Source organism: Streptococcus gallinaceus, from assembly GCF_040545695.1.
GTDB lineage: Bacteria > Bacillota > Bacilli > Lactobacillales > Streptococcaceae > Streptococcus > Streptococcus gallinaceus.
Window position 1 is genome coordinate 52,075 of sequence record NZ_JBEPMK010000004.1, and the last position, 19,336, is coordinate 71,410.

A 19,336-nucleotide genomic window follows, 5' to 3' on the forward strand; every position below is an offset into this window, starting at 1 on the left:
AGTCTACCATGAAAAAACACAAAATTTTTACCTCTCTACAGGACGAAGAACAATGGATCAATGACATGCAAGCCCAAGGTTATCGTTTGACCAAGGTCAATCCTTTCCTCTGCTCCTACCAGTTCCAACCTAGCACAAGTCCGGAGTCTGCGATTGTTCGACTTGATTTTCATGAATACTTCACAAAAGAGGCTTACCAAGAATACCTGACGCTGTTTACAGATAGTGGCTGGCTGCATGTAGCTGGAAGTCGCTATAGCGGAACCCAGTATTTTCTTAAAACTGAAAAAGCTAAGGAAGATGTCATTTTTTCAGACGAAGAGTCGACCAAGGCTTTCTACAAACGTTACCAACATTACTGCTATACCTATTTCACGATTTTCTTAGTTTTTTACATCTCTCAAACGACTACTGCTCGTCAGCACGGCTACCAACTGCTGAACCCCACAAGTTGGTTTCTCACACCCGGTCTCTGGGAAAGACAAGGTTATCACTTTTGGGCATCCTTCTTATTTGAACTCCCCTTCGCTCTCTTAAGAAGTGGATTTATCCCCTATTTCTTCTTGGCGCTCGCCATTTTTTACCTCCAAATTGCTCATAAAAGTAAGTCATAACTATCCGTGAAAACGGGCGGTTTGTACAAGGCCAACAAGCCCATATAACCAGAAATGGCAATTGCCAAATTTCTATTTGAGATTGATGTGTTTGTCAAACATCATCAGAGCCCCCTTTCCTTTCAACAATCCCATAAAAAAGCAAGACACACCGATTCGTATTGGAATACTCACTAACATATGAACATGGTCTGGTAGTATGTTTCCTCTTCAGATACATACGGCGATACTTTTGGACTGGAGACACTTAATTAATTAGATTTAGAATCTTAAGTCTTATTACATAGTGACCAAGATATCTATACTTCAAAAACTTTCTATCGAAAACTTAATAAAGATAGTATATCAAGTACGTCACATTTTATAACGAAACAAAAATTTAAGGAAAGTTACAAGACTTTCAGATATAATCTTACTCAATAGAATCCCCATTAAGACAAGCTCCATTGGTTTGAATGACCTGTCGATACCAATCAAATGATTGTTTTTTGTATCGCGTCAAGCTGCCTCTGCCATCATCATCTCGGTCAACGTAAATCAAGCCATAACGCTTGCTTAATTGGGCTGTTGACATGGAGACACAATCGATACATCCCCAAGCAGTGTAGCCCATGACTTCAACGCCATCTTCAATCGCTTTGGCAACTTGAACGAGGTGCTGCTTCATGTAGTCGATACGATAATCATCTTGAACCGTCATGCTGCCATCTGCGGTTGGCACCAGCTGATCCTTTGCCCCTAAACCATTTTCAACAATAAATAAAGGAATTTGGTAGCGGTCATAGTACTGATTCAAAACCAGACGCAGACCAATTGGGTCTATCTGCCAACCCCACTCCGAAGATTCTAAATGTGGATTGACCAGACCGCCTAAAATATTTCCCTCACCAGTAGGATACTCTTCTGGATTGTGGGCCTGTGTGACACTCATGTAATAGCTAAAGGATAGAAAATCAACCGTATGTTGCGCCAATAATTCCTTATCTCCATCTTCAAAAATAATCTCAATCCCATTTTCTTTAAAATAAGAATTGATGTAGGCAGGATATTTTCCGCGAACATGAATATCAGAAAATAAAAGATTAAGGTTTTCAAATTCACGCGCAGCAAGCACATCTCTCGGATCAGAAGTCATTGGATAAGCAGGCATCGCCAAAATCATACACCCAACTTTAACATCAGGGTTAATTTCATGCGCTAGTTTTGTGACACTAGCAGATGCTACCAATTCATGATGGATGGCTTGGTATAAATCTTGCGGGCTCAGCTGTTCTTTTTCCGTCATGATGCCACCGCTGGTAAAGGGCATGTGCAAAATCGAGTTGACTTCATTGAAGGTCAACCAATATTTGACTTTACCCTTGTAACGCTCCATGACTGTCTGAGCAAAGCGCTCAAAAAAGCCAATCAGACGTCTATCTGTCCAACCATTGTAGGCTTTGGCCAAATGCAGAGGTGTCTCATAATGCGACAAGGTTACCAAGGGTTCGATGCCATATGTCAACAACTCGTCGAATAAGTCATCATAAAATTGCAAACCTGCTTCATTGGGCTGGTCATCGTCACCGTTTGGAAAAATACGAGACCAAGCAATGGAAGTTCGAAAGACTTTAAAGCCCATCTCGGCAAAAAGAGCAATGTCTTCTTTGTAGCGGTGATAAAAATCAATCGCCTCTAATTTTAAATTATCGCTGGTAGGACTGTCTGTAAATTCTCCTAGCCCACCATTTGGAAGGACGTCTTGTACGGACCAACCTTTTCCATCTGCCTCAAACGCTCCTTCCACCTGGTTGGCTGCCACTGCGCCGCCCCATAAGAAATCCTTTGGAAAAACTCCCATTCTTTTCTCCTTTTATGTTATAAAATTACTAACAAAGCATCCTCTTTGCTTACCATTTTTTTATCATCTTGAATGATAATCTCCAACTGCTCAGCCGAATTGGTCACGACCATAGGACTGATGAGGGAATAGCCTTTTGAAGCAATAAAATCAGTATCCATTCGCAAAAGTGGCTGACCGCGTTTCACGACATCACCAACAGACACTAACTGCTCGAAACCTTCTCCTTTTAACTCAACCGTATCAATACCGACATGAATCAAGACTTCTACACCAGCTTCATTTCTCAAAGCAATAGCGTGTTTGGTAGGGAAAAATGTGATGATTTCGCCATCAAAAGGAGCATAAACTTCTCCCTGACTTGGCAAAATAGCAAAACCTTCTCCTAATAACTTGGAAGAAAAGGTCTCATCAGGAACGGCTGCCAAAGGAAGCATCTCACCTGTCATCGGAGCGTATAGAGTTTGTTTAGTCGATAAACCACTCTTAACTTGAGAAATGTCTGCTGCATCACTTACTTGCTTTGGATACTCTTCCTCAATTCCCAAGAACCAAGTCAAAATGAATGTTAATACAATCGTCGCAGCTGCAGCAATCAAAGCATTTGTAAAATTAGCTCCACCTGATGGGTCGATGTACTGTGGTAAACCGATAATAGAAGGAACAACAAAGGTATAAGAAGCAAGATTGACAAAACCAATAAAAGCTCCAACCAGACCACCTGAAATCATGGCTGCATAGAGTGGCTTTTTAAATTTCAGTGTGACACCATAAAGTGCAGGTTCCGTGATACCCGCTAGCAAAGCTGAAATCCCCGCGGCAAGGGCAACTTGACGTGTTTGTTTTTGTTTCGCCTTGAAAGCTACGGCAATAGCTGCTGCTCCTTGAGCCAAGTTAGAAGCTAACATTGCTGGTAAAATCAATACATCTGGTGTCGCAATCGAAGCGGCCAAAAATATTGGTGCAAAGGCCCAGTGCATCCCTGTCATGACAACAAGTGGCATAATCGCTCCCAAAATAGTTAGAGCTAACCACGGAGCTACATGATAAATAGCGAGCATGGTATTGGATAACCCCTGACCAATAATCACACCAAGAGGACCGACAACCACTAAGGCCAAAAAGCCAGAAATCAAAATGATTAAGGTTGGCTGTAAGAAGCTCTTCATCACGCTTGGAACTAAACGATTGACCCATTTTTCAATGTATTGCATCAAGTAAACCATGATCAAAATCGGAATAACAGATGAGCCATAGCTAGCAGGAGTAACTGGTGCTCCAAATAGAGCCAACGGTTTACCTTCTGCTACCATTGCGACAAAGGAAGGATGCAATAAAATCCCTGCGACCGTCGCTGCTAAAACAGGTGTCACCTTAAAGCGCGCTGCTGCTGAATAAGCAATCATCACAGGCATAAAATAATAAGCCGCATCGCCAAAGAAGTTAATAAAGGCAACAGTTTGAGAATCCGCACTCGCTAAGCCAAGCATAGGAAGCAAGATGCCCACCACTTTGAGCATTCCGCCACCAAGAAGGGCTGGAATAAGCGGTGTAATCACTCCCGCAATTGTTTCAATCAAGCGCTCAATAATAGTACCTTTTGCTTTTGAAGGATGGGCTTCATCTTGATTGTCAAAATGCCCTAGGCTTAAAAAGGCTTGATAATAATTATTAACATCATTTCCCAAGATAATTTGATACTGGCCGTTTTTGCGCATCACGCCAATCACGTTTGGAACGGCTTTGACAATCTGGTCATCCACCAGTTCATCATCTTTAAGGACGAGACGTAGACGCGTCACACAGTGTGTCACACGTTGAATATTTATTTCGCCACCAACAGCAGCTAAAATAGCCTTGGCAGTTTCTTTATAAGTCATATTAAGTCTCCTTTAAATTTTTCACTAACCGTTTCACATGTACAGTTAGATACAATTGTTCACTTGCATTCAGCTGGTAATGATAGTCTCGTGCCATATCCTTACCGATTTCTTTGACACATTGGTAGGCTTTAGGATATTTTGCCTTGACAGCCAAGAGTAAATCCGCATCATCATCGTCGTAAGTTGTTCCTGACAAGACCCGTTGTGCAAACAGCTTGGCATGAGTCATAAAACGATAATAGTCAATCGAATCTTCGTCCAATTCTGTCTTAAAGGTTGTCTTCACTTTTTGCTCGATAGAAGACACAATTTCCGTGATTTTCTGGGGCTCATTAAATGGATTATCCAAGCCAGCGTTGACAAAATGCGTCGCAATAAAGGCTGCCTCATCAAGCGCAAGAGAAATCCCCAAATCACGCCCAATCAGCTCGAGCGCCTTGATACCAATCGCATATTCATCCGGATAATACCGCTGAATTTCCCACCTCAAGGGATTTTGAATGAGCATCCCTTGCTCATGCCGTTCGATGGCAGAATGGATATGATCCGTCAAATTGATATAGAGAATCTCGTCCAGCATCTTCCCTAGCTTAATTTTACCTAGATTGATAATCCTTTCCGAGCATGCCACAACTTCTGGCGGAACTGTAATAAATAATTCCGTAAATCGGTTCATGTTGTCACTGTTTTTTAAAACAAATGATGTCTCAATAGCATGGACGTCAATACTATCTCCAACTTTTTTCTTAAATGCAATGCCTTTTCCCATCAACAAAATGTCTAGACCTTGATGGTTAGTCGAAATGGCTGCATTATGGTTTAAAACTCGCTTTATAATCATAAAAGTCCTAGTCTTTCATTATATCACAATAAAAAATGACCCATCCAAAAGTTGCCCAAAAGCACTTTTCGAATAGGTCCCTGCTCACAAAGTTGTGATAACATCCTTTAATACTCTGATTGTTATGTCTCTAGCCTGCTTACCCGAAGTAATCACATCTGAGAACACTTTAATTTTATCATCTCCTTCATTTCCTGTCAAGCGTTTTCAAAAGAATATCACTCTAAGCACATGAAGAAAAATTCTAAAATGAAGTTAGCCACTTGAAGATAAAAAACATCTCATAGAGATATAATTGTAATCTACCACAATAATAATTAAAAGGACTCCGATACGCAAGAATAATACGCACCAAATCTGTAAAGGAAAGTTTGAGCTCGTTTGCACTTTACACTATAAAAATCGCATGAAATTAATGTTTTGAAACAAAGAATTTCATGCAATTTTTATCTAAACTTATGTGAGTCTTCCCAGCATCCTCTCACTTATGCTACACAAATATGAACTTCTTGATTATCCAATTCAGCTTTGAGGTGTTGTACGTCTGTGTGGTCAAGGTAGAAGTCTGTGACTTTGTCACGGATTTGACTCTCAATGACCCGACGGAGTGGACGTACCCCCATTGCTTCGTCATAGCCTTCTTCAATTAGGTGTTGAATGACCTCGTCGCTAACTGTCAAATCCAGACCTTTCTTCGACAAGGTTTGATTGACTTCCTTAAGCATGAGGTCTACGATTTCGCCGAGGTCTTCCTTACTCAACTTGGTAAATTCGATAACAGCGTTGAATCGATTGAGAAATTCTGGGCGGAAGTATGGTGCGATGCGTTCCATGATTGGTAGCTCTGCCATTTCTCCAGCAAAATCATGCCCGAATCCAGCGTTTGAAGTTGCGATAATCACCGTGTTCTTGAAGTTAACGGTATTGCCTTGTCCATCTGTCAAACGGCCGTCGTCCAGCACTTGGAGCAAGAGGGTAATGACCTGCGGATCCGCCTTTTCAATCTCATCCAGAAGGACAATCGAGTAAGGATTGCGGCGCACGCGCTCAGTCAGAGTATGGGAATTATCATCGTAGCCCACATAACCTGCTGTCGTTCCGATCAGCTTAGAAACCGCTGTCCGATCACTATATTCGGACATATCTAAGCGGATAATAGCTTCCTTGGTGCCAAACATATCCAGTGCCAACTGCTTGGCCAACTCGGTCTTACCGACACCTGTTGGACCAACGAAGAGGAAGCTGCCGATTGGACGATTGCCATCATCAAAGCCCGCACGATTACGGCGAATCGCACGCGCTACTGCTTCCACAGCCTGGTCTTGTCCAATCACTTTCCCTTCCAAACGAGTGGCCATTTCCTTGAGACGTTCGATATCAGAAGTACCCATTTGAGAAACAGGGATGCCTGTCAAGCGCTCAACTGATTGGGCAATATCGTTGACTGTTGTGGTTACTTTTTTGTCTTCGGTATGGTTTTCAATCTGCTTTTGCAACTCCTCGATACGAACTTTGGCTTTAAGAGCTTGCTCATAATCTTCTTGCTCAGCATAGGTTTCTTGCAGTTTCTTTTGATACCCTATCTCACCTTCGATGGACTTGACATCTGTCACAGGATGTTGCGCTGCCAAGTGTGCTGCGGTCATATCTACCAAATCGATAGCCTTATCTGGTAAACTCCGTTGCGGAATGTACTGAATAGAGTAATCGACCGCTGCCTTCAAGACTTGGTCTGGCAAGATGACATTATGGTGTTCTTCATAAAGAGCGCGAATGCCCTTCAAGATTTCCAAGGTATCTTCTGGTGATGGGGCATTGACCTTGACCTCATTGAAACGACGAGCCAAAGCTGCGTTTTTCAAAATGGTATTGCGGTATTCATCCTGTGTAGAAGCCCCGATAATCGTCAACTCACCCCGTGATAGAGCTGGTTTAATCATGTCTGCCAAGCCCTTGGAACCTGAATCACCACCAGTCGAGCCCGCGCCTAAGATTTGATGAATTTCATCAAAGAAAAGAATAATATTGCCCGCCGCCTTGACTTCTTCCACCAAGTTTTGAATATTTTCCTCAAAAGCTCCACGGTACTGAGTGCCCGCTTCCAGGCCAGAAATATCAATGCTGATGATTTCTTGATTCTTGATAGCCGCTGGCACATCACCTGCAACAATGGCTTGTGCTAAGCCTTCGACAACGGCAGTCTTGCCGACACCCGCATCACCGACCAATACAGGATTGTTCTTAGTCCGACGAGAAAGAATCTCAGCCGTTTCTTGAATTTCCTTGTTGCGTCCGATGACAGGATCAAGCTTGCCCTGACGCGCTTCTTCCGTTAAGTTGGTTCCCAGCTTGGCCAAGATACCATCTTGCTTGACTTGCCCTTGTTTTTGGGAAATGGCTTGCGCCCCGTCTTCTTGTGGTAATTGACCAGTTTGACGGTAGACCGCAAATTCTTCCGGTGTGACCTCGCGGCCATTGATGAGGTAACGGCGATTTTCAGAACGATAGCCGCCCATATTCCCCATGAGTTGATTGAAAATATCGTCCATATTGTTAAAGTTATTAAAATTGTTGTTCATTGTGTTCTCCCCTTTTGACTATTACTGACCTTTTTGTCTAAAAATAAAAGCCTGTCTGTCTCGGAATAATTTCAGGCTCAGTAACATAGTTCTGACTATAACTGACTTTTTCTTCAAAAATGAAATGACTTCTCATGTCAGCCACCTCCAACTTTTCTTTTCAACTAAGGTTTCTTGACCTTATGTACCCATTATACTCCATTAGTCAGTAAAGGTCAATAGTTTTGACTGACTATTTTTGACCTTTTTTAAAAAAGAAACACCGCCCGCTAAACAGACGATGTTTTCAACTTCATTTACCAACCAAAGGCATCTGTGGGAGCCTGTAAATAGTCCAGCCACTTGGCATCTTGCAGACGACAAAGCGTGATGGACAAACCAGCCATGTCCAAGCTGGTAATCAAATGCCCTGTCTTTGTAAAGGCCATCTCTAAGTCGTCCAAGGCGAGGAAATCCAGCACATCATTGGTGAAAATCAGCTCCTCCATCTTAGAAGTCGCACCGAGATTGTTGATGAGTAGGATATAGGCATCCCCATCCTGCCACTTCAGTTTCATTTTTAGTTTATTGATGAGCTCATTGGCCAAGGCAGCTGAGGAGTCAAACGGAACTGTCCGATAACCCGGCTCGCCGTGAATGCCGATTCCAAAGGAAATATACCCTTCCTCCAGCTGAAACATGGGATGATTGTCCCCCAGTATAGTAGCTGGTTTTGTGGCAAAACCCAGTGTAGCCATAGAAGTCGCTAGCTGCAAGCCCAAGGCTTCTAATTGATCCAAACTAGCGCCACGAGCTGCCGCTTCTCCCAAAATCTTATGCAGCAAAATCGTCCCTGCCACCCCTCGATGCCGTAATTGAAAGCTGGCTGTCTCTACGGAAATGTCATCATGGGACACGACGTATTTGACAGCAATTCCTTCCGCACGCGCCGCATGAATGGCCTGCGAAAACTCTCTCAAGTCTGCTTCAAAGTTTTTGACGATGACAAAAACGCCCCTACCCTTATCCAAGAAACGGATAACTTCCAAAATATCTGCAGCACACGGTGGGACAAAAATCGGACCGCTAATCGCCGCTGTCAGCATTCCCTGCCCGACATAGCCAAAGTGAGCTGGCTCGTGGCCACTCCCTCCGCCTGATAAGATGGGAATCTGCTGCTCTGACACCCCTTGATGATAAATCGCCGGTAAATTTCCAATTTGTTTGAGATGGGGATTGATTTTTGTGATGGCTTCGATATTTTCCAAAACAAAATCCATTCCTTTATTACATACCTGTACCATAAGTCTCTACCTAATAATTTTCTAATGACGTCGTAATCAATTGCACAATTGCCTGACTATCTAGCTGGCAAGAGCCCGTCGAGCAAGTGAGGTAATGCTTGATGAGATTGGCCAAAGCCAGACTATGATAGGTGACAAACAACTCTCTTTCTTCAGCTACTTCAAACTCTCGAATACGGTAATCCGCTATCAATTTGTCAATCAATTGCTGGCAATAGCCCTCAAAGTAGGAAGAAAAATCATTCTGATCTGCAATGTCAAAGAGTTTCTTATAAAATTCCCGATTGCTCTGGAAAAAATGCAGCAACTCGGTGAGCAATTGCATCCCAGATATATAGTCCAGATTATCCGTCACTTGCTCTCGCAACTCGGTCTGAAAAATCCATTCCAGCAGCTCGTACTTATCCACAAAATGATTGTAGAAAGTCTGCCGTCTCACACCTGCCTCTTCCATAATATCCCGAACCGAAATTTTATCGAAAGGTTGGGTCACAAATAACTTTTTAAAAGCCTTTGCAATCCGCTTTTTTGTAATCAACGAGGAGACCATTCTTTCCTCCTATCTATACGAATTGATTTCCTTTAGTGTATCACGTTTTCCGGTGATTGAAAACCATTTCAAAGCGGACAGAACTTCTCTTTTGTCCATTCCAGAAAAGGCTTACAAGATTTATAATAAAACTGTAAAAATCACAAAGGAGTTATTCTCATGAAAAAAATCATTAATAAACCAACTGACGTCCTCCCTGAAATGCTAAATGGACTAGCTTTTGTTCATAGCGACCTTGTGCATCGTGTGGACGGATTTGACATTATCGCGCGCAATGCTGAAAAAACTGGTAAGGTCGGCATCATCTCTGGGGGCGGAAGTGGACACGAACCTTCTCACGCTGGATTTGTCGGTGACGGTATGCTCTCTGCAGCTGTCTGCGGTGCTGTCTTCACTTCTCCAACACCTGACCAAGTCTTTGAGGCTATCAAAGAAGCTGACGAAGGCGCTGGCGTTTTCATGGTCATCAAAAACTATTCTGGCGACGTCATGAATTTTGAAATGGCGCAAGATATGGCTGAAATGGAAGGCATCCAAGTTGCTAGTGTCATTGTGGATGACGACATTGCTGTGGAAGATAGCCTTTATACCCAAGGACGCCGCGGAGTGGCTGGTACCATCTTTGTTCATAAAATTCTTGGGGAAATGGCTCGCGCTGGCAAATCACTTGAAGACATCAAAGCTTGCGCAGACGAATTAGTCAAACACATTCACACTGCGGGTCTCGCACTCAGCGGCGCAACTGTTCCTGAAGTAGGTAAACCAGGTTTTGTCCTTGAGGAAGACGAAATCGAGTTCGGTATCGGTATCCACGGAGAGCCCGGCTACCGCAAGGAAAAAATGCAAAGCTCTCACGAATTAGCCCAAGAACTCGTCACAAAACTGGTTGACTCATTTAGTGCCAAAGCCGGCGATAAATTCGGACTTCTCATCAACGGCCTGGGCGCTACACCTCTTATGGAACAATACATATTTGCCAATGATGTGGCTCAACTCTTGGCTGAAAAAGGAGTGACTGTTACCTACAAAAAATTAGGCAATTACATGACCTCTATTGATATGGCTGGCTTGTCATTGACCTTGATTCAGTTAGAGAATGAAGACTGGCTTGCTGCCCTTGAAAGTCCAGTCACTACTATTGCTTGGGGATAAGGAGAACACAATGGATGTACAAACTGCTAAAGCTTGGATGACAACTTTCAACACGAAAATCCAAGAACACAAAGACTACCTCTCAGAGCTCGACACTCCTATCGGAGACGGAGACCATGGTGGCAATATGGCACGCGGCATGGCCAGTGTCGTAGAAAATCTCGATACTGATTTTGCTAGCGCAGCCGATGTCCTAAAAATGGTCTCTATGCAGCTCTTAAGCAAGGTTGGAGGCGCTTCTGGTCCTCTATATGGCTCTGCTTTTATGGGCATGACCAAGGCGGAACAAGCCGGCGCTCCCATCGCAGACGTCCTAGCTAGCGGCCTTGAAATGATTCAAAAACGAGGAAAAGCAAAGGTCAATGAAAAAACCATGGTCGATGTCTGGTCTGGTGTGGTCACAGCCGCTAAAGAGGGGACTCTTTCTGAAGCGCTGATTGATGAGCTGGTTGAAGCTACAAAAGACCTGAAAGCCACAAAAGGTCGTGCTTCCTATGTGGGTGAGCGCTCGATTGGGCACATCGACCCAGGTTCATTCTCATCTGGTCTACTCTTTAAATCATTACTTGAAGTCGGAGGTATCTAAATGGCTGATGTCGGTATTGTTGTCGTTTCACACTCAAAAAACATTGCGCAAGGCGTCATTGACCTCATCTCAGAAGTGGCAAAAGATGTCTCCATCACCTATGTCGGCGGGACCGAAGATGGTGGCATCGGCACATCATTTGACCAAGTTCAAGCCGTAGTAGAGCAAAATGAAAAAGACACCCTACTCGCCTTTTTTGACCTAGGTTCTGCCAAGATGAACTTGGAATTAGTCGCTGACTTTTCAGACAAAACCATCCTCATCAATTCTGTCCCAATCGTTGAAGGAACCTACACTGCTGCTGCTCTCTTGCAAGCTGGTGCAGACCTCGACAGCGTCAAGGCACAACTTGATGAACTCACTATCAATAAATAAAGGAGATTATCATGACTCAATTTTTCGGTGAATTTATAGGAACCTTTATCCTGGTTCTCCTCGGAGACGGTGTTGTCGCAGGGAACATTCTCAGCAAGACCAAGGAAGAAGGGACTGGCTGGACAGCTATTGTCCTTGGTTGGGGCATTGCTTGTACCGTTGCCGTCTACGTATCTGGACTCTTTGGCCCTGCCCACCTCAATCCTGCCGTAACACTTGCCATGGTTTCTATCGGCGCACTTGCTTGGAGCCAAGTATTGCCATTTATCATCGCCCAATTTTTAGGCGCCATGCTAGCCGCTCTTGTCCTCTATCTCCACTACTACCCTCACTGGAGTGAAACAAAAGACAAAGGCTTGATTTTGGCTAGTTTCTCAACTGGACCTGCTATCCGCCATACTCCTTCAAACTTTTTAGGAGAAGCACTTGGAACAGCTGTTCTTGTCATGACCATTATGGCTATCGGTCCTAACAAGGTAGCCGCAGGCCTTGGCCCAATTATCGTTGGTCTTGTCATCTTTGCCGTTGGTTTCTCACTTGGCCCAACAACAGGCTATGCCATCAACCCAGCGCGTGACCTCGGTCCTCGTATCATGCACGCCATACTCCCAATTCCAAACAAAGGAGACTCTGACTGGTCTTACGCTTGGATCCCAGTAGCTGGACCAATCGTAGGCGGTATCATCGGTGCCATCATTTACAACTTAGCTCTCGGCATGCTATAAAAAAGAACCCACAGAAAGTTCGCTCTCTGTGGGATTTATTTTTGTCTAAGTGCCCTGACAATACAGAGCGATGGCCTGTGAGATAAAAGTTGCGGTGCCTTGACCACCTGCACGATCAATATTCTTCGTGAAACGCTCGTCTGCCACATACATCTGTCCCAGGCTTGCCAAGATTTCATCGGTACAAGTATAAAAATTTGCCGTGATATATTCCTGCAAAGCCCTGACTTGAGCTTGCACCTGAGCATCTTCCACCGGCAATTCCTTGAGTTTTCCAAAATCTGCCATGATGTGGTTCATTACTTGCGGTACTGTTGAAAAATCGCTGGCACCATGCTTGCTTTCAAATTCTTGATAGGTTGATGTCTGCCCCCAACGAGCTCTTGCTTCCTCTCGAAAGGCATTTAGTTCTGTTTGATCATAGGCTGTAAAATCAGTCATTTTTCGTCCTCTCTGCATGGCTTTCGCCTGATCAATGACAGCTTCCAAGTGAGCTTTTTTCAGCTCCAACCAACGAATCTGGTCCGCCAAAGCCTGGCTGCGGTCATAGTCTGGACTATCCATGATTTCTTTTATTTTTTTAAGAGGAAACTCCAGCTCTCGAAAGAGGAGAATCTCCTGCAATCGAACAAAGCACTCATCATCATAATAGCGATAGCCATTTTCCCCCACAAAAGTAGGCGCAAATAAACCAATCTCATCATAATAATGGAGCGTGCGCACGCTAATCCCCGAAAGCCGACTCATCTCTTGAACTGTCTTCATCGTTTACCTCTCTATAGGAGTATAGCCTATCACGTAACGTGAGGGTCAAGGGGGAAGTTATCATTTTAATCCAGCAAAGCCTGTGCAATGAGCTTATCAAATCGACGAATATCCACGCCCTTTTTCAACTGAATCTTAATATGTCCAGCTCTTGTCCATAATTCTACTTCAGAATTAAAATCTAATAATCCTGCATTTTCAGATGACCACATATTGATTGATGAGTACGGAAGTGAGTAAATTTCCACCTTTTTCCCAGTCAACCCTTGAGCGTCACGAACAATGAGGCGCTTAGTCGTAAAAATAGCACTGTCACGAATCGTTTTATAAGCAGCAACCGCATCTTCGCCAGGAAGCAAAAGATTAGTAACGTCATTAGGAATGGCACATTCTGAAACAAATGTCCATTGAAGAGCTTGAGTATCCATAAATATCTCCTTTATAGTAAATTAATATTATTTTACCATTTCTAAAACTATTTTAAAATATTAGTTATTAACTTTCCCCTCACCAGCACACGCCCCCATGTCTGCTCGGCTATTCTCTCATCTCCCAGTTGGTAGACAGCATCGGCTTGTTGGGTCAAGTCATCCCAAGGTTGAGCTCCTATTCGTGAGACGAGTTCCATAGATTTTTTAACAGTTTTGAGGTGCTGACGCCCTTTTTCTGTAAATCCGAGGACTCGAACGGCTTCTGGGAGCGAGTTTTCCACAGCATTGACCAAAATATAGGTCAAAATCCGTCTCACACGCGCTTTCGTGTAGCGTTTGGTCGCCACTTTATCCACCAATTCCTCCACATTTTCCACATGGCGAATGTGGGATTTAATCCGATTTGCAACCTCTTCATTGACTTGGTAAATTTGCGTCAGATCAGCATTGGTGAGAATTTGGTATTTGAGGAGGGAAAAATAATTATCCCAAGACACTTGCGGACTCTCCAAAAACAGCTCTGCGCTAGGCATAAAACTCTGGACAAAGTCCCTATCCGCCTTATGCTGACGGATACTGGTCGCCGAAGCATACTCGACTTCTTTTTCCTTGGAATGATAACCAGCACCCTGCCGCTGAACGGGATTCAAGCGGATACCTTTTTGACTTGCTGCCTTGGTATAGGCAAGCCCCAAAATGTGATTTGGCGTATCGCCAGAAAATTGAATCCCCGTAAACTTCTCCCACATAGCCTGCGTTTTCTGTGGATAAGACAGGTGCTCGGGCTGATTTTCCAAAAAGGCAGCCATCTCCTCAGCCTTTTCCACATAAATATCTCCAATGTGGTTGTAATCAAGGACCGACTCGGTACCAAAGGTTAAGTTGTCCACACCTAACGTTGCTAGAATGTCTATGGCTCCTTGGGCAAAATAATCCGCCGACTGCACCGCAACCAGAAAAGGGAGCTCGACCACGAGGTCGGCTCCATTTTCCAGCGCCATCTGGGCGCGCGTCCACTTATCAACAATAGCAGGCTCCCCCCGCTGCATAAAATTGCCCGACATGGCAACGATTTTGATCCCTTGAGCCTGCTCCAGCAGATACTTATGCCCATTGTGAAAGGGATTGAATTCGGCGATGATACCTGTGACTGTCATAGAGGTCCTTTCAGATTCGTTTGTATTATCTTCATTATAACATAGTTGAAAATGGCATGTTCTTACAAGGAAACACCCCTTTTTCTCTCTATTCACTCCTTCTCCATCTCCACCTGACGGTTATCAATCTGGTAAATGCTAAGCATATTGATCACCAGCCACGAACGTTTGGGGTAGGCGACGTATTTTGCTTGCCAGCTTGGATTAAACTTAGATTTGTAGGCACGTAGACCACTAAAGGAATAAAAACGATTGGTAAAGTTATAGATGAAAAAGGCGATTCGTTCTTGTAGGAAACTGCTCTCCAACTGTCCTACATTTGCTAGAGGGGCCATGCCGAGGTCAAAGGAATGCTTGCCTTGGGCTTGAAAATGAAGAAAGAGATTGACAAAGAGATAGTCCATCACCCCATCGGGTGCATTTTCCCTATCATATCGCATCAAATCAACACTGCCTACCTTGTCATGACGCCCCGGCATGGTATTAGCAAAAGCGACCAGCTCCTTATCCGCATTGGTCACTAGTGCAAGCGGAGCTTCTTGTAGATAATCTTCTGCAAAGAAACCAAGCGAGAAACCTTTTTCCTGACGTCTTTGCAACCAAGAATCGGATATCTTTTTCAAGTCTGTCAGCATTTTATCATCAAAGAGCGGTTGGAGGACTTGAAAGGCATAGCCTTGTTTTTCCAATCGGTGGATGACTGCCCTGTATTTTCGTCCGTGTTTACCGTCAATATTGAATTGCACCAAATCCACCATAGCACGCTCGGCTCTTCTACCGTTACTTTGGCAAATTGGAAAACAACTTGGTCGCTGTCTTCTTCTTGGTACCAAAAGAATCGCTTATCCCTCAGAAAAGCCAGTCCACTATCCGTGTCACTGTCCCATTTTTCCAAAAATGAATGCAGCCGCTCAAGCTGAAACTCCTCTCCAAAAGGTTTGGTGTGTCCTTTCAGATACAGCAAGGAAAGAAACACAAGAAATGCAATCACCAAGACACCGGCCGCGTATTCACCCCAAAGACTGATATAATGTTCGGGACGAAAATGCCTTACGTGGTGTAAATGGGCAAAGGTGAACCGCGTTTGATTACAATAAATGTACAATAAGTCCTAGATCCTTGGTTAAACTTTCTAGCGAATAGATAAATTGGCGGCGCGTCAGCAAGGGACGCATAATGAACAAGATCAGTAATGTCAAGATTAAAAAGAGACTCGTTATAAAAGAGGGAGTACCTAGATTGACATATAGCAACGAGATAAAAATCAAGGCCAAGCCATATGGAAACGCTCGTTTCATCCGTGCTTTAACGACTCTAGCCAGCAGGATAAACAGCACACCCAGGACAATACTTGGAAATTGCCAAACCAACTGTGCGCGCACAGGGCCAAATTGCCTAAAAATCCGTAAATTGGCAATATTTTCAGGAATCAAGGCTGATAGAATGAGAAAAAAACAAAGAGTTTTAGAAAGGCTAACTCAAGATTGGTCGTCAAGGCTGTGGAAATCGTTTTGGGTAATCCCAAAAACTTCTGATTAACACGACCACCGATATGTTTGATAAAAAAGCCAACTCCAACTAAAAATGGGAGGATATAGTAAGCAATCCGAAACAACAAAAGCCATGTGACTGCTTGCGAATGCCCTAGACCTGCAGATGTTAATCCAGAAATTAAGACAATATCAAATCCACCAATTCCACTCGGAATCATGGACATGAGTCCTACCACAACCGCGATGATGTAGATGGGAATCAAGTCATAAATCGGCAAGTGAAAACCAGCCAAATAGCCAATGCTGATAAAGGAAAGAAGAACTCCTGTCCAATCTAAAAAAGAGGCAAGCAACAGCTGGTGACGATAGGTTCTATTCAACTGCCCAAAGTAGGTCAGTGATTTTCGTGCCGAAATGAAATAGACGAAGGGCAGATAGAGCATACCACCAAGTATCACCGGCAGATAGAGCATCATCCCATGATTCCCTTGGGGAAGAAGTAAGCAGACCAATGAAATCCCTGAATAGATTGATAGACCACTCATGAAAAAGGGCATCACCTTGGAAATCTGCTGCGCTACAGACTCGTCACTCGCTTTCCCCTCTGAGTAAAAAGAATAACGCAAACCTATCTCCACCAGACCTGCAAAACCAGCCAGATTATTGATGGCATTTGTCGCAAAGCCCGTTTCAAAAATATAGGACTTACTGTAGTTGGTTTTCAGCATTTTATTTAAGATGATGTCATACCAGACCATCGGACATACTGTTATAAAACCAATCACCAGTATCAATATAAGGTTGAACAGTGGGATGGTATTCAGTATCCTTTTAATGTCTGCGATAGAAATCGTCTTACTGAGTCGTGTCAACTCTACGATGACCAAGATAGATACAATTACAAAAAATACAGTTTTTAGCCGTGATTGGTAAGGTTGAAGTATATCTTTTATTTTTTTCACACGAGTTTCCTTTCCATTGCAGTGAGTAGTTCCAACACCAAGTCATTAAAGTCATCTGGGCATTGCCTTGCCGGATGATGACCGACATGGGGCAAGTTGATAAACCTTCCTCTAGGAAGCTGCTCGGCTAGTTCTTGTAACGTATCAGCCTTTACCATATCATTTTCTCCCATGAGTACCCAGACCGGCATTGTCATTTTGTGGATGTCTAATGGTGTAAGGTCCAAGTCATCGTCCATCAGTTGGGCGACTTGATAGGCTCTTTTGAAGTTCGAAAACAGAAGTGATGCTAATTTCAAGCCCCACACTTCCAGCTTGATTCCGATTTGCGCCATCAACTTCAAGTCAGAAAATCGGCAATTTCCCGCATTAAACAAGATTCCCCCGACTCTAGCTGGGTAATACTTGGTATAGGTAAGGGCTAGATTGGCACCATCACTATGCCCGACCAACAGACAAGAGGAAATCGCCAAAAAAGACAAGAACTCCTCCACATCCTTGGCCATATGCTCAAAACTTAGTTGTCGACCATTATGACCAGACTTCCCATGAGCCCTACTATCTACCAAAATCAAGCGAAAACTCTGACTCAAGACCCTTTGGTTGGCAAAATAGTCTTTGGATAGGCTATTCCCATGCAAAAAAACGATGGGGAATCCCTGACCAAGATCATCATAGAAAATTTCTATCCCATCACTCGCATGAAAAATGTGGTTCTTTGCCATGACTGACCTCCTCATGACTGTCATTGATTGCACTCATTATAACATAAAAAGCCCATTTTTATGGGCTTTTATGGAGTTCTCTTCTGCTGCAGAAGATTTGTACAACATCACAAAATGATTATTTTTCAATAATCCTCTCCTTCATCGGCTCACTCTACTTCTGCGCTACGAAAAACCAGCGTGCGGAAGTTTTAGTCGGTTCCTTGTCTTCAAAGTCTGCGTAAAGTTTGAAAGACTTGAAACCAGCCTGCTCTAAAAGAATATCGTAGGTCAGCACATCATAAGTGCGCTCCACGTGCACTTCATCGTGTCGGCTAAAATTGCCATCTGCTTCTTGGATAAAAAAAGTCAGCTCGTGCACCACCGAATGCGGCGCCTCATCCTCATAGGTATCCCAAACCATAGCAAAGTCATCCGCATTTTCATGGTAAGAATACCCTGGAAAAACCTGATCCGTCTGATAGGTTGAATGCACATCAAAGATAAAAACACCGTCATCCTCAAGAGCGTCATAAACCTGCTTGAAGACATCTCCGACCTCCACCTCGTCCTGCATGTAGCAGATTGAGTCCGAGTAACAGGTCACAAAATTGTATTGACCAGCCTGCGAGAGGTCCAACATATTCCCCTGAAGAAAGTCAATAGACTGCTTGGCAGAAGCTGCACGCTTCTCAGCAATTTTCAGCATATCGCTACTCAAGTCAAGCCCTGTCACATCAAATCCTGCCTGAGCAAAGCGCACTGACTGAATTCCCGTCCCACAAGCCAGTTCCAAGAGTTTCTTTTTGTCCGTTGCCTTTGGCAAATGGCGGAGCGAAAAGTCCGTCCACTGATCATACAAAGAATCATCCATCACCGCATCATAGACCGATGCAAAGGTTTCATAAGTTGCCATGATTTTTCTCCAATTTTTCTAATGCTTCCAAAAGTTGAGCTTTCATAAGGGTCAATTCATTTGCTGTTGGTTTCTTGGCCTCGTCATACATGAGTTCCATAGGATACCACCAAACCGGTCCTTTTCCTTGATTACCATAGTCTCCCAAGTCGCCTGCGCTCCTTGGAAACAAATGCCAATGAACATGCGCATCCCCATTTCCAAGCAACTCACAATTCATCTTTTCCGCATCAAAAGCAAGTTTTACAGCCTCAGCCACATCTGCCATCTCGGATAAAAATAAATTGCGCTCTTGTCTATCCAGTTGATCCAGCTCCGTCACATGACCTTTCCCTAGAAAAAGCGTATAGCCCTTAAAATACTGATGGTCTCCTAGGACAACATACCCCGTCTGCAATTCTTTGACAAAATAGGGATTTTGCCTCTTTTTTATCAGGTCAATTCTTTGGCAAATCAAACACATTGACTTAACTTCCTCTT

At 43.7% G+C, this 19,336-nt stretch carries 20 protein-coding genes and 1 pseudogene; 5 read left to right on the plus strand and 16 right to left on the minus strand.

Features of this window, described 5'->3' with window-relative positions:
• Positions 1-8: 8 nt before the first annotated feature.
• The gene (locus ABID27_RS06135) at positions 9-614 is read left to right on the plus strand and encodes a DUF2812 domain-containing protein (protein WP_354280995.1); all 606 of its coding nucleotides are present in this window, start codon (positions 9-11) and stop codon (positions 612-614) included.
• A 75-nt stretch (positions 615-689) separates the two neighbouring features.
• Here the strand turns inward: ABID27_RS06135 and ABID27_RS06140 are convergent.
• The 7 genes and pseudogenes from ABID27_RS06140 to dhaS all read right to left on the minus strand — a co-directional run.
• Positions 690-818, minus strand: a pseudogene (locus ABID27_RS06140) (transposase); the annotation flags it as partial.
• Positions 819-1,026: 208 nt separating this feature from the next.
• A complete protein-coding gene (locus ABID27_RS06145) occupies positions 1,027-2,454 on the minus strand; it encodes a glycoside hydrolase family 1 protein (RefSeq protein ID WP_354280997.1) in 1,428 nt (475 codons plus the stop codon).
• Between the two features lie 17 nt (positions 2,455-2,471).
• Positions 2,472-4,334, minus strand: a complete 1,863-nt coding sequence (locus ABID27_RS06150) for a PTS beta-glucoside transporter subunit IIBCA (RefSeq protein ID WP_354280999.1) — start codon at positions 4,332-4,334, stop codon at positions 2,472-2,474.
• Position 4,335: 1 nt separating this feature from the next.
• Positions 4,336-5,178 carry a BglG family transcription antiterminator LicT gene (gene licT, locus ABID27_RS06155; RefSeq protein ID WP_354281001.1) on the minus strand — a complete coding sequence of 281 codons (843 nt, stop codon included), beginning with the start codon at positions 5,176-5,178 and terminating at the stop codon, positions 4,336-4,338.
• Between the two features lie 485 nt (positions 5,179-5,663).
• Positions 5,664-7,757 carry an AAA family ATPase gene (locus ABID27_RS06160; protein WP_354281003.1) on the minus strand — a complete coding sequence of 698 codons (2,094 nt, stop codon included), beginning with the start codon at positions 7,755-7,757 and terminating at the stop codon, positions 5,664-5,666.
• 296 nt (positions 7,758-8,053) lie between these two features.
• Positions 8,054-9,040 (minus strand): DhaKLM operon coactivator DhaQ, encoded by a 987-nt coding sequence (gene dhaQ, locus ABID27_RS06165; RefSeq protein WP_253365231.1) that lies wholly within the window; start codon positions 9,038-9,040, stop codon positions 8,054-8,056.
• Positions 9,041-9,050: 10 nt separating this feature from the next.
• A complete protein-coding gene (gene dhaS, locus ABID27_RS06170) occupies positions 9,051-9,590 on the minus strand; it encodes a dihydroxyacetone kinase transcriptional activator DhaS (protein WP_354281005.1) in 540 nt (179 codons plus the stop codon).
• 159 nt (positions 9,591-9,749) lie between these two features.
• Between dhaS and dhaK the strand changes: the two genes are divergently transcribed.
• From dhaK to ABID27_RS06190, 4 genes are read left to right on the plus strand one after another with little or no spacing between them, the layout of a single operon-like run.
• A complete protein-coding gene (dhaK, locus tag ABID27_RS06175; protein ID WP_354281007.1) occupies positions 9,750-10,742 on the plus strand; it encodes a dihydroxyacetone kinase subunit DhaK in 993 nt (330 codons plus the stop codon).
• 10 nt (positions 10,743-10,752) lie between these two features.
• Entirely contained in the window at positions 10,753-11,328 is a 576-nt protein-coding gene (gene dhaL, locus ABID27_RS06180) for a dihydroxyacetone kinase subunit DhaL (protein WP_354281009.1), read from the plus strand.
• Positions 11,329-11,703: a dihydroxyacetone kinase phosphoryl donor subunit DhaM gene (dhaM, locus tag ABID27_RS06185; protein WP_253365224.1), complete on the plus strand. Its 375-nt coding sequence runs from the start codon at positions 11,329-11,331 to the stop codon at positions 11,701-11,703.
• 11 nt (positions 11,704-11,714) lie between these two features.
• Complete coding sequence (locus ABID27_RS06190; RefSeq protein ID WP_354281011.1) at positions 11,715-12,428, plus strand: MIP/aquaporin family protein; 714 nt, start codon at positions 11,715-11,717, stop codon at positions 12,426-12,428.
• A gap of 45 nt (positions 12,429-12,473) precedes the next feature.
• Here ABID27_RS06190 and ABID27_RS06195 read toward each other — a convergent pair whose 3' ends face one another.
• The 9 genes from ABID27_RS06195 to ABID27_RS06235 form a co-directional block, all read right to left on the minus strand.
• Complete coding sequence (locus ABID27_RS06195) at positions 12,474-13,193, minus strand: MerR family transcriptional regulator (RefSeq protein WP_354281013.1); 720 nt, start codon at positions 13,191-13,193, stop codon at positions 12,474-12,476.
• Positions 13,194-13,258: 65 nt separating this feature from the next.
• The gene (locus tag ABID27_RS06200; protein WP_253365220.1) at positions 13,259-13,621 is read right to left on the minus strand and encodes a PH domain-containing protein; all 363 of its coding nucleotides are present in this window, start codon (positions 13,619-13,621) and stop codon (positions 13,259-13,261) included.
• Positions 13,622-13,668: 47 nt separating this feature from the next.
• Entirely contained in the window at positions 13,669-14,781 is a 1,113-nt protein-coding gene (locus tag ABID27_RS06205; RefSeq protein WP_354281015.1) for a nucleotidyltransferase, read from the minus strand.
• Between the two features lie 92 nt (positions 14,782-14,873).
• Positions 14,874-15,539, minus strand: a complete 666-nt coding sequence (locus ABID27_RS06210) for a phosphatidylglycerol lysyltransferase domain-containing protein (protein WP_354281017.1) — start codon at positions 15,537-15,539, stop codon at positions 14,874-14,876.
• A 330-nt stretch (positions 15,540-15,869) separates the two neighbouring features.
• Positions 15,870-16,163 (minus strand): hypothetical protein, encoded by a 294-nt coding sequence (locus ABID27_RS06215; protein WP_354281019.1) that lies wholly within the window; start codon positions 16,161-16,163, stop codon positions 15,870-15,872.
• Between the two features lie 47 nt (positions 16,164-16,210).
• Entirely contained in the window at positions 16,211-17,236 is a 1,026-nt protein-coding gene (locus ABID27_RS06220) for a lysylphosphatidylglycerol synthase domain-containing protein (RefSeq protein ID WP_354281021.1), read from the minus strand.
• On the minus strand, positions 17,233-17,961 hold the full coding sequence (locus tag ABID27_RS06225) for an alpha/beta fold hydrolase (protein WP_354281023.1): 729 nt from the start codon (positions 17,959-17,961) through the stop codon (positions 17,233-17,235). Before ABID27_RS06225 ends, ABID27_RS06220 begins: the two co-directional genes overlap by 4 nt.
• Positions 17,962-18,115: 154 nt before the next feature.
• On the minus strand, positions 18,116-18,856 hold the full coding sequence (locus ABID27_RS06230; RefSeq protein WP_253365210.1) for a class I SAM-dependent DNA methyltransferase: 741 nt from the start codon (positions 18,854-18,856) through the stop codon (positions 18,116-18,118).
• A complete protein-coding gene (locus ABID27_RS06235) occupies positions 18,843-19,319 on the minus strand; it encodes an HIT family protein (protein ID WP_354281025.1) in 477 nt (158 codons plus the stop codon). The genes ABID27_RS06230 and ABID27_RS06235 overlap by 14 nt, the downstream gene beginning before the upstream one ends.
• Positions 19,320-19,336 lie beyond the last annotated feature (17 nt).

Excerpts from the sequence above, each read along its gene's own strand:
- ABID27_RS06135 (WP_354280995.1), top strand. The coding sequence starts at position 9 with ATGAAAAAACACAAAATTTTTACCTCTCTACAGGACGAAGAACAATGG.
- ABID27_RS06145 (WP_354280997.1), bottom strand. The coding sequence starts at position 2,454 with ATGGGAGTTTTTCCAAAGGATTTCTTATGGGGCGGCGCAGTGGCAGCC.
- ABID27_RS06150 (WP_354280999.1), bottom strand. The coding sequence starts at position 4,334 with ATGACTTATAAAGAAACTGCCAAGGCTATTTTAGCTGCTGTTGGTGGC.
- licT (WP_354281001.1), bottom strand. The coding sequence starts at position 5,178 with ATGATTATAAAGCGAGTTTTAAACCATAATGCAGCCATTTCGACTAAC.
- ABID27_RS06160 (WP_354281003.1), bottom strand. The coding sequence starts at position 7,757 with ATGAACAACAATTTTAATAACTTTAACAATATGGACGATATTTTCAAT.
- dhaQ (WP_253365231.1), bottom strand. The coding sequence starts at position 9,040 with ATGGTACAGGTATGTAATAAAGGAATGGATTTTGTTTTGGAAAATATC.
- dhaS (WP_354281005.1), bottom strand. The coding sequence starts at position 9,590 with ATGGTCTCCTCGTTGATTACAAAAAAGCGGATTGCAAAGGCTTTTAAA.
- dhaK (WP_354281007.1), top strand. The coding sequence starts at position 9,750 with ATGAAAAAAATCATTAATAAACCAACTGACGTCCTCCCTGAAATGCTA.
- dhaL (WP_354281009.1), top strand. The coding sequence starts at position 10,753 with ATGGATGTACAAACTGCTAAAGCTTGGATGACAACTTTCAACACGAAA.
- dhaM (WP_253365224.1), top strand. The coding sequence starts at position 11,329 with ATGGCTGATGTCGGTATTGTTGTCGTTTCACACTCAAAAAACATTGCG.
- ABID27_RS06190 (WP_354281011.1), top strand. The coding sequence starts at position 11,715 with ATGACTCAATTTTTCGGTGAATTTATAGGAACCTTTATCCTGGTTCTC.
- ABID27_RS06195 (WP_354281013.1), bottom strand. The coding sequence starts at position 13,193 with ATGAAGACAGTTCAAGAGATGAGTCGGCTTTCGGGGATTAGCGTGCGC.
- ABID27_RS06200 (WP_253365220.1), bottom strand. The coding sequence starts at position 13,621 with ATGGATACTCAAGCTCTTCAATGGACATTTGTTTCAGAATGTGCCATT.
- ABID27_RS06205 (WP_354281015.1), bottom strand. The coding sequence starts at position 14,781 with ATGACAGTCACAGGTATCATCGCCGAATTCAATCCCTTTCACAATGGG.
- ABID27_RS06210 (WP_354281017.1), bottom strand. The coding sequence starts at position 15,539 with ATGGTGGATTTGGTGCAATTCAATATTGACGGTAAACACGGACGAAAA.
- ABID27_RS06225 (WP_354281023.1), bottom strand. The coding sequence starts at position 17,961 with ATGGCAAAGAACCACATTTTTCATGCGAGTGATGGGATAGAAATTTTC.
- ABID27_RS06230 (WP_253365210.1), bottom strand. The coding sequence starts at position 18,856 with ATGGCAACTTATGAAACCTTTGCATCGGTCTATGATGCGGTGATGGAT.
- ABID27_RS06235 (WP_354281025.1), bottom strand. The coding sequence starts at position 19,319 with ATGTGTTTGATTTGCCAAAGAATTGACCTGATAAAAAAGAGGCAAAAT.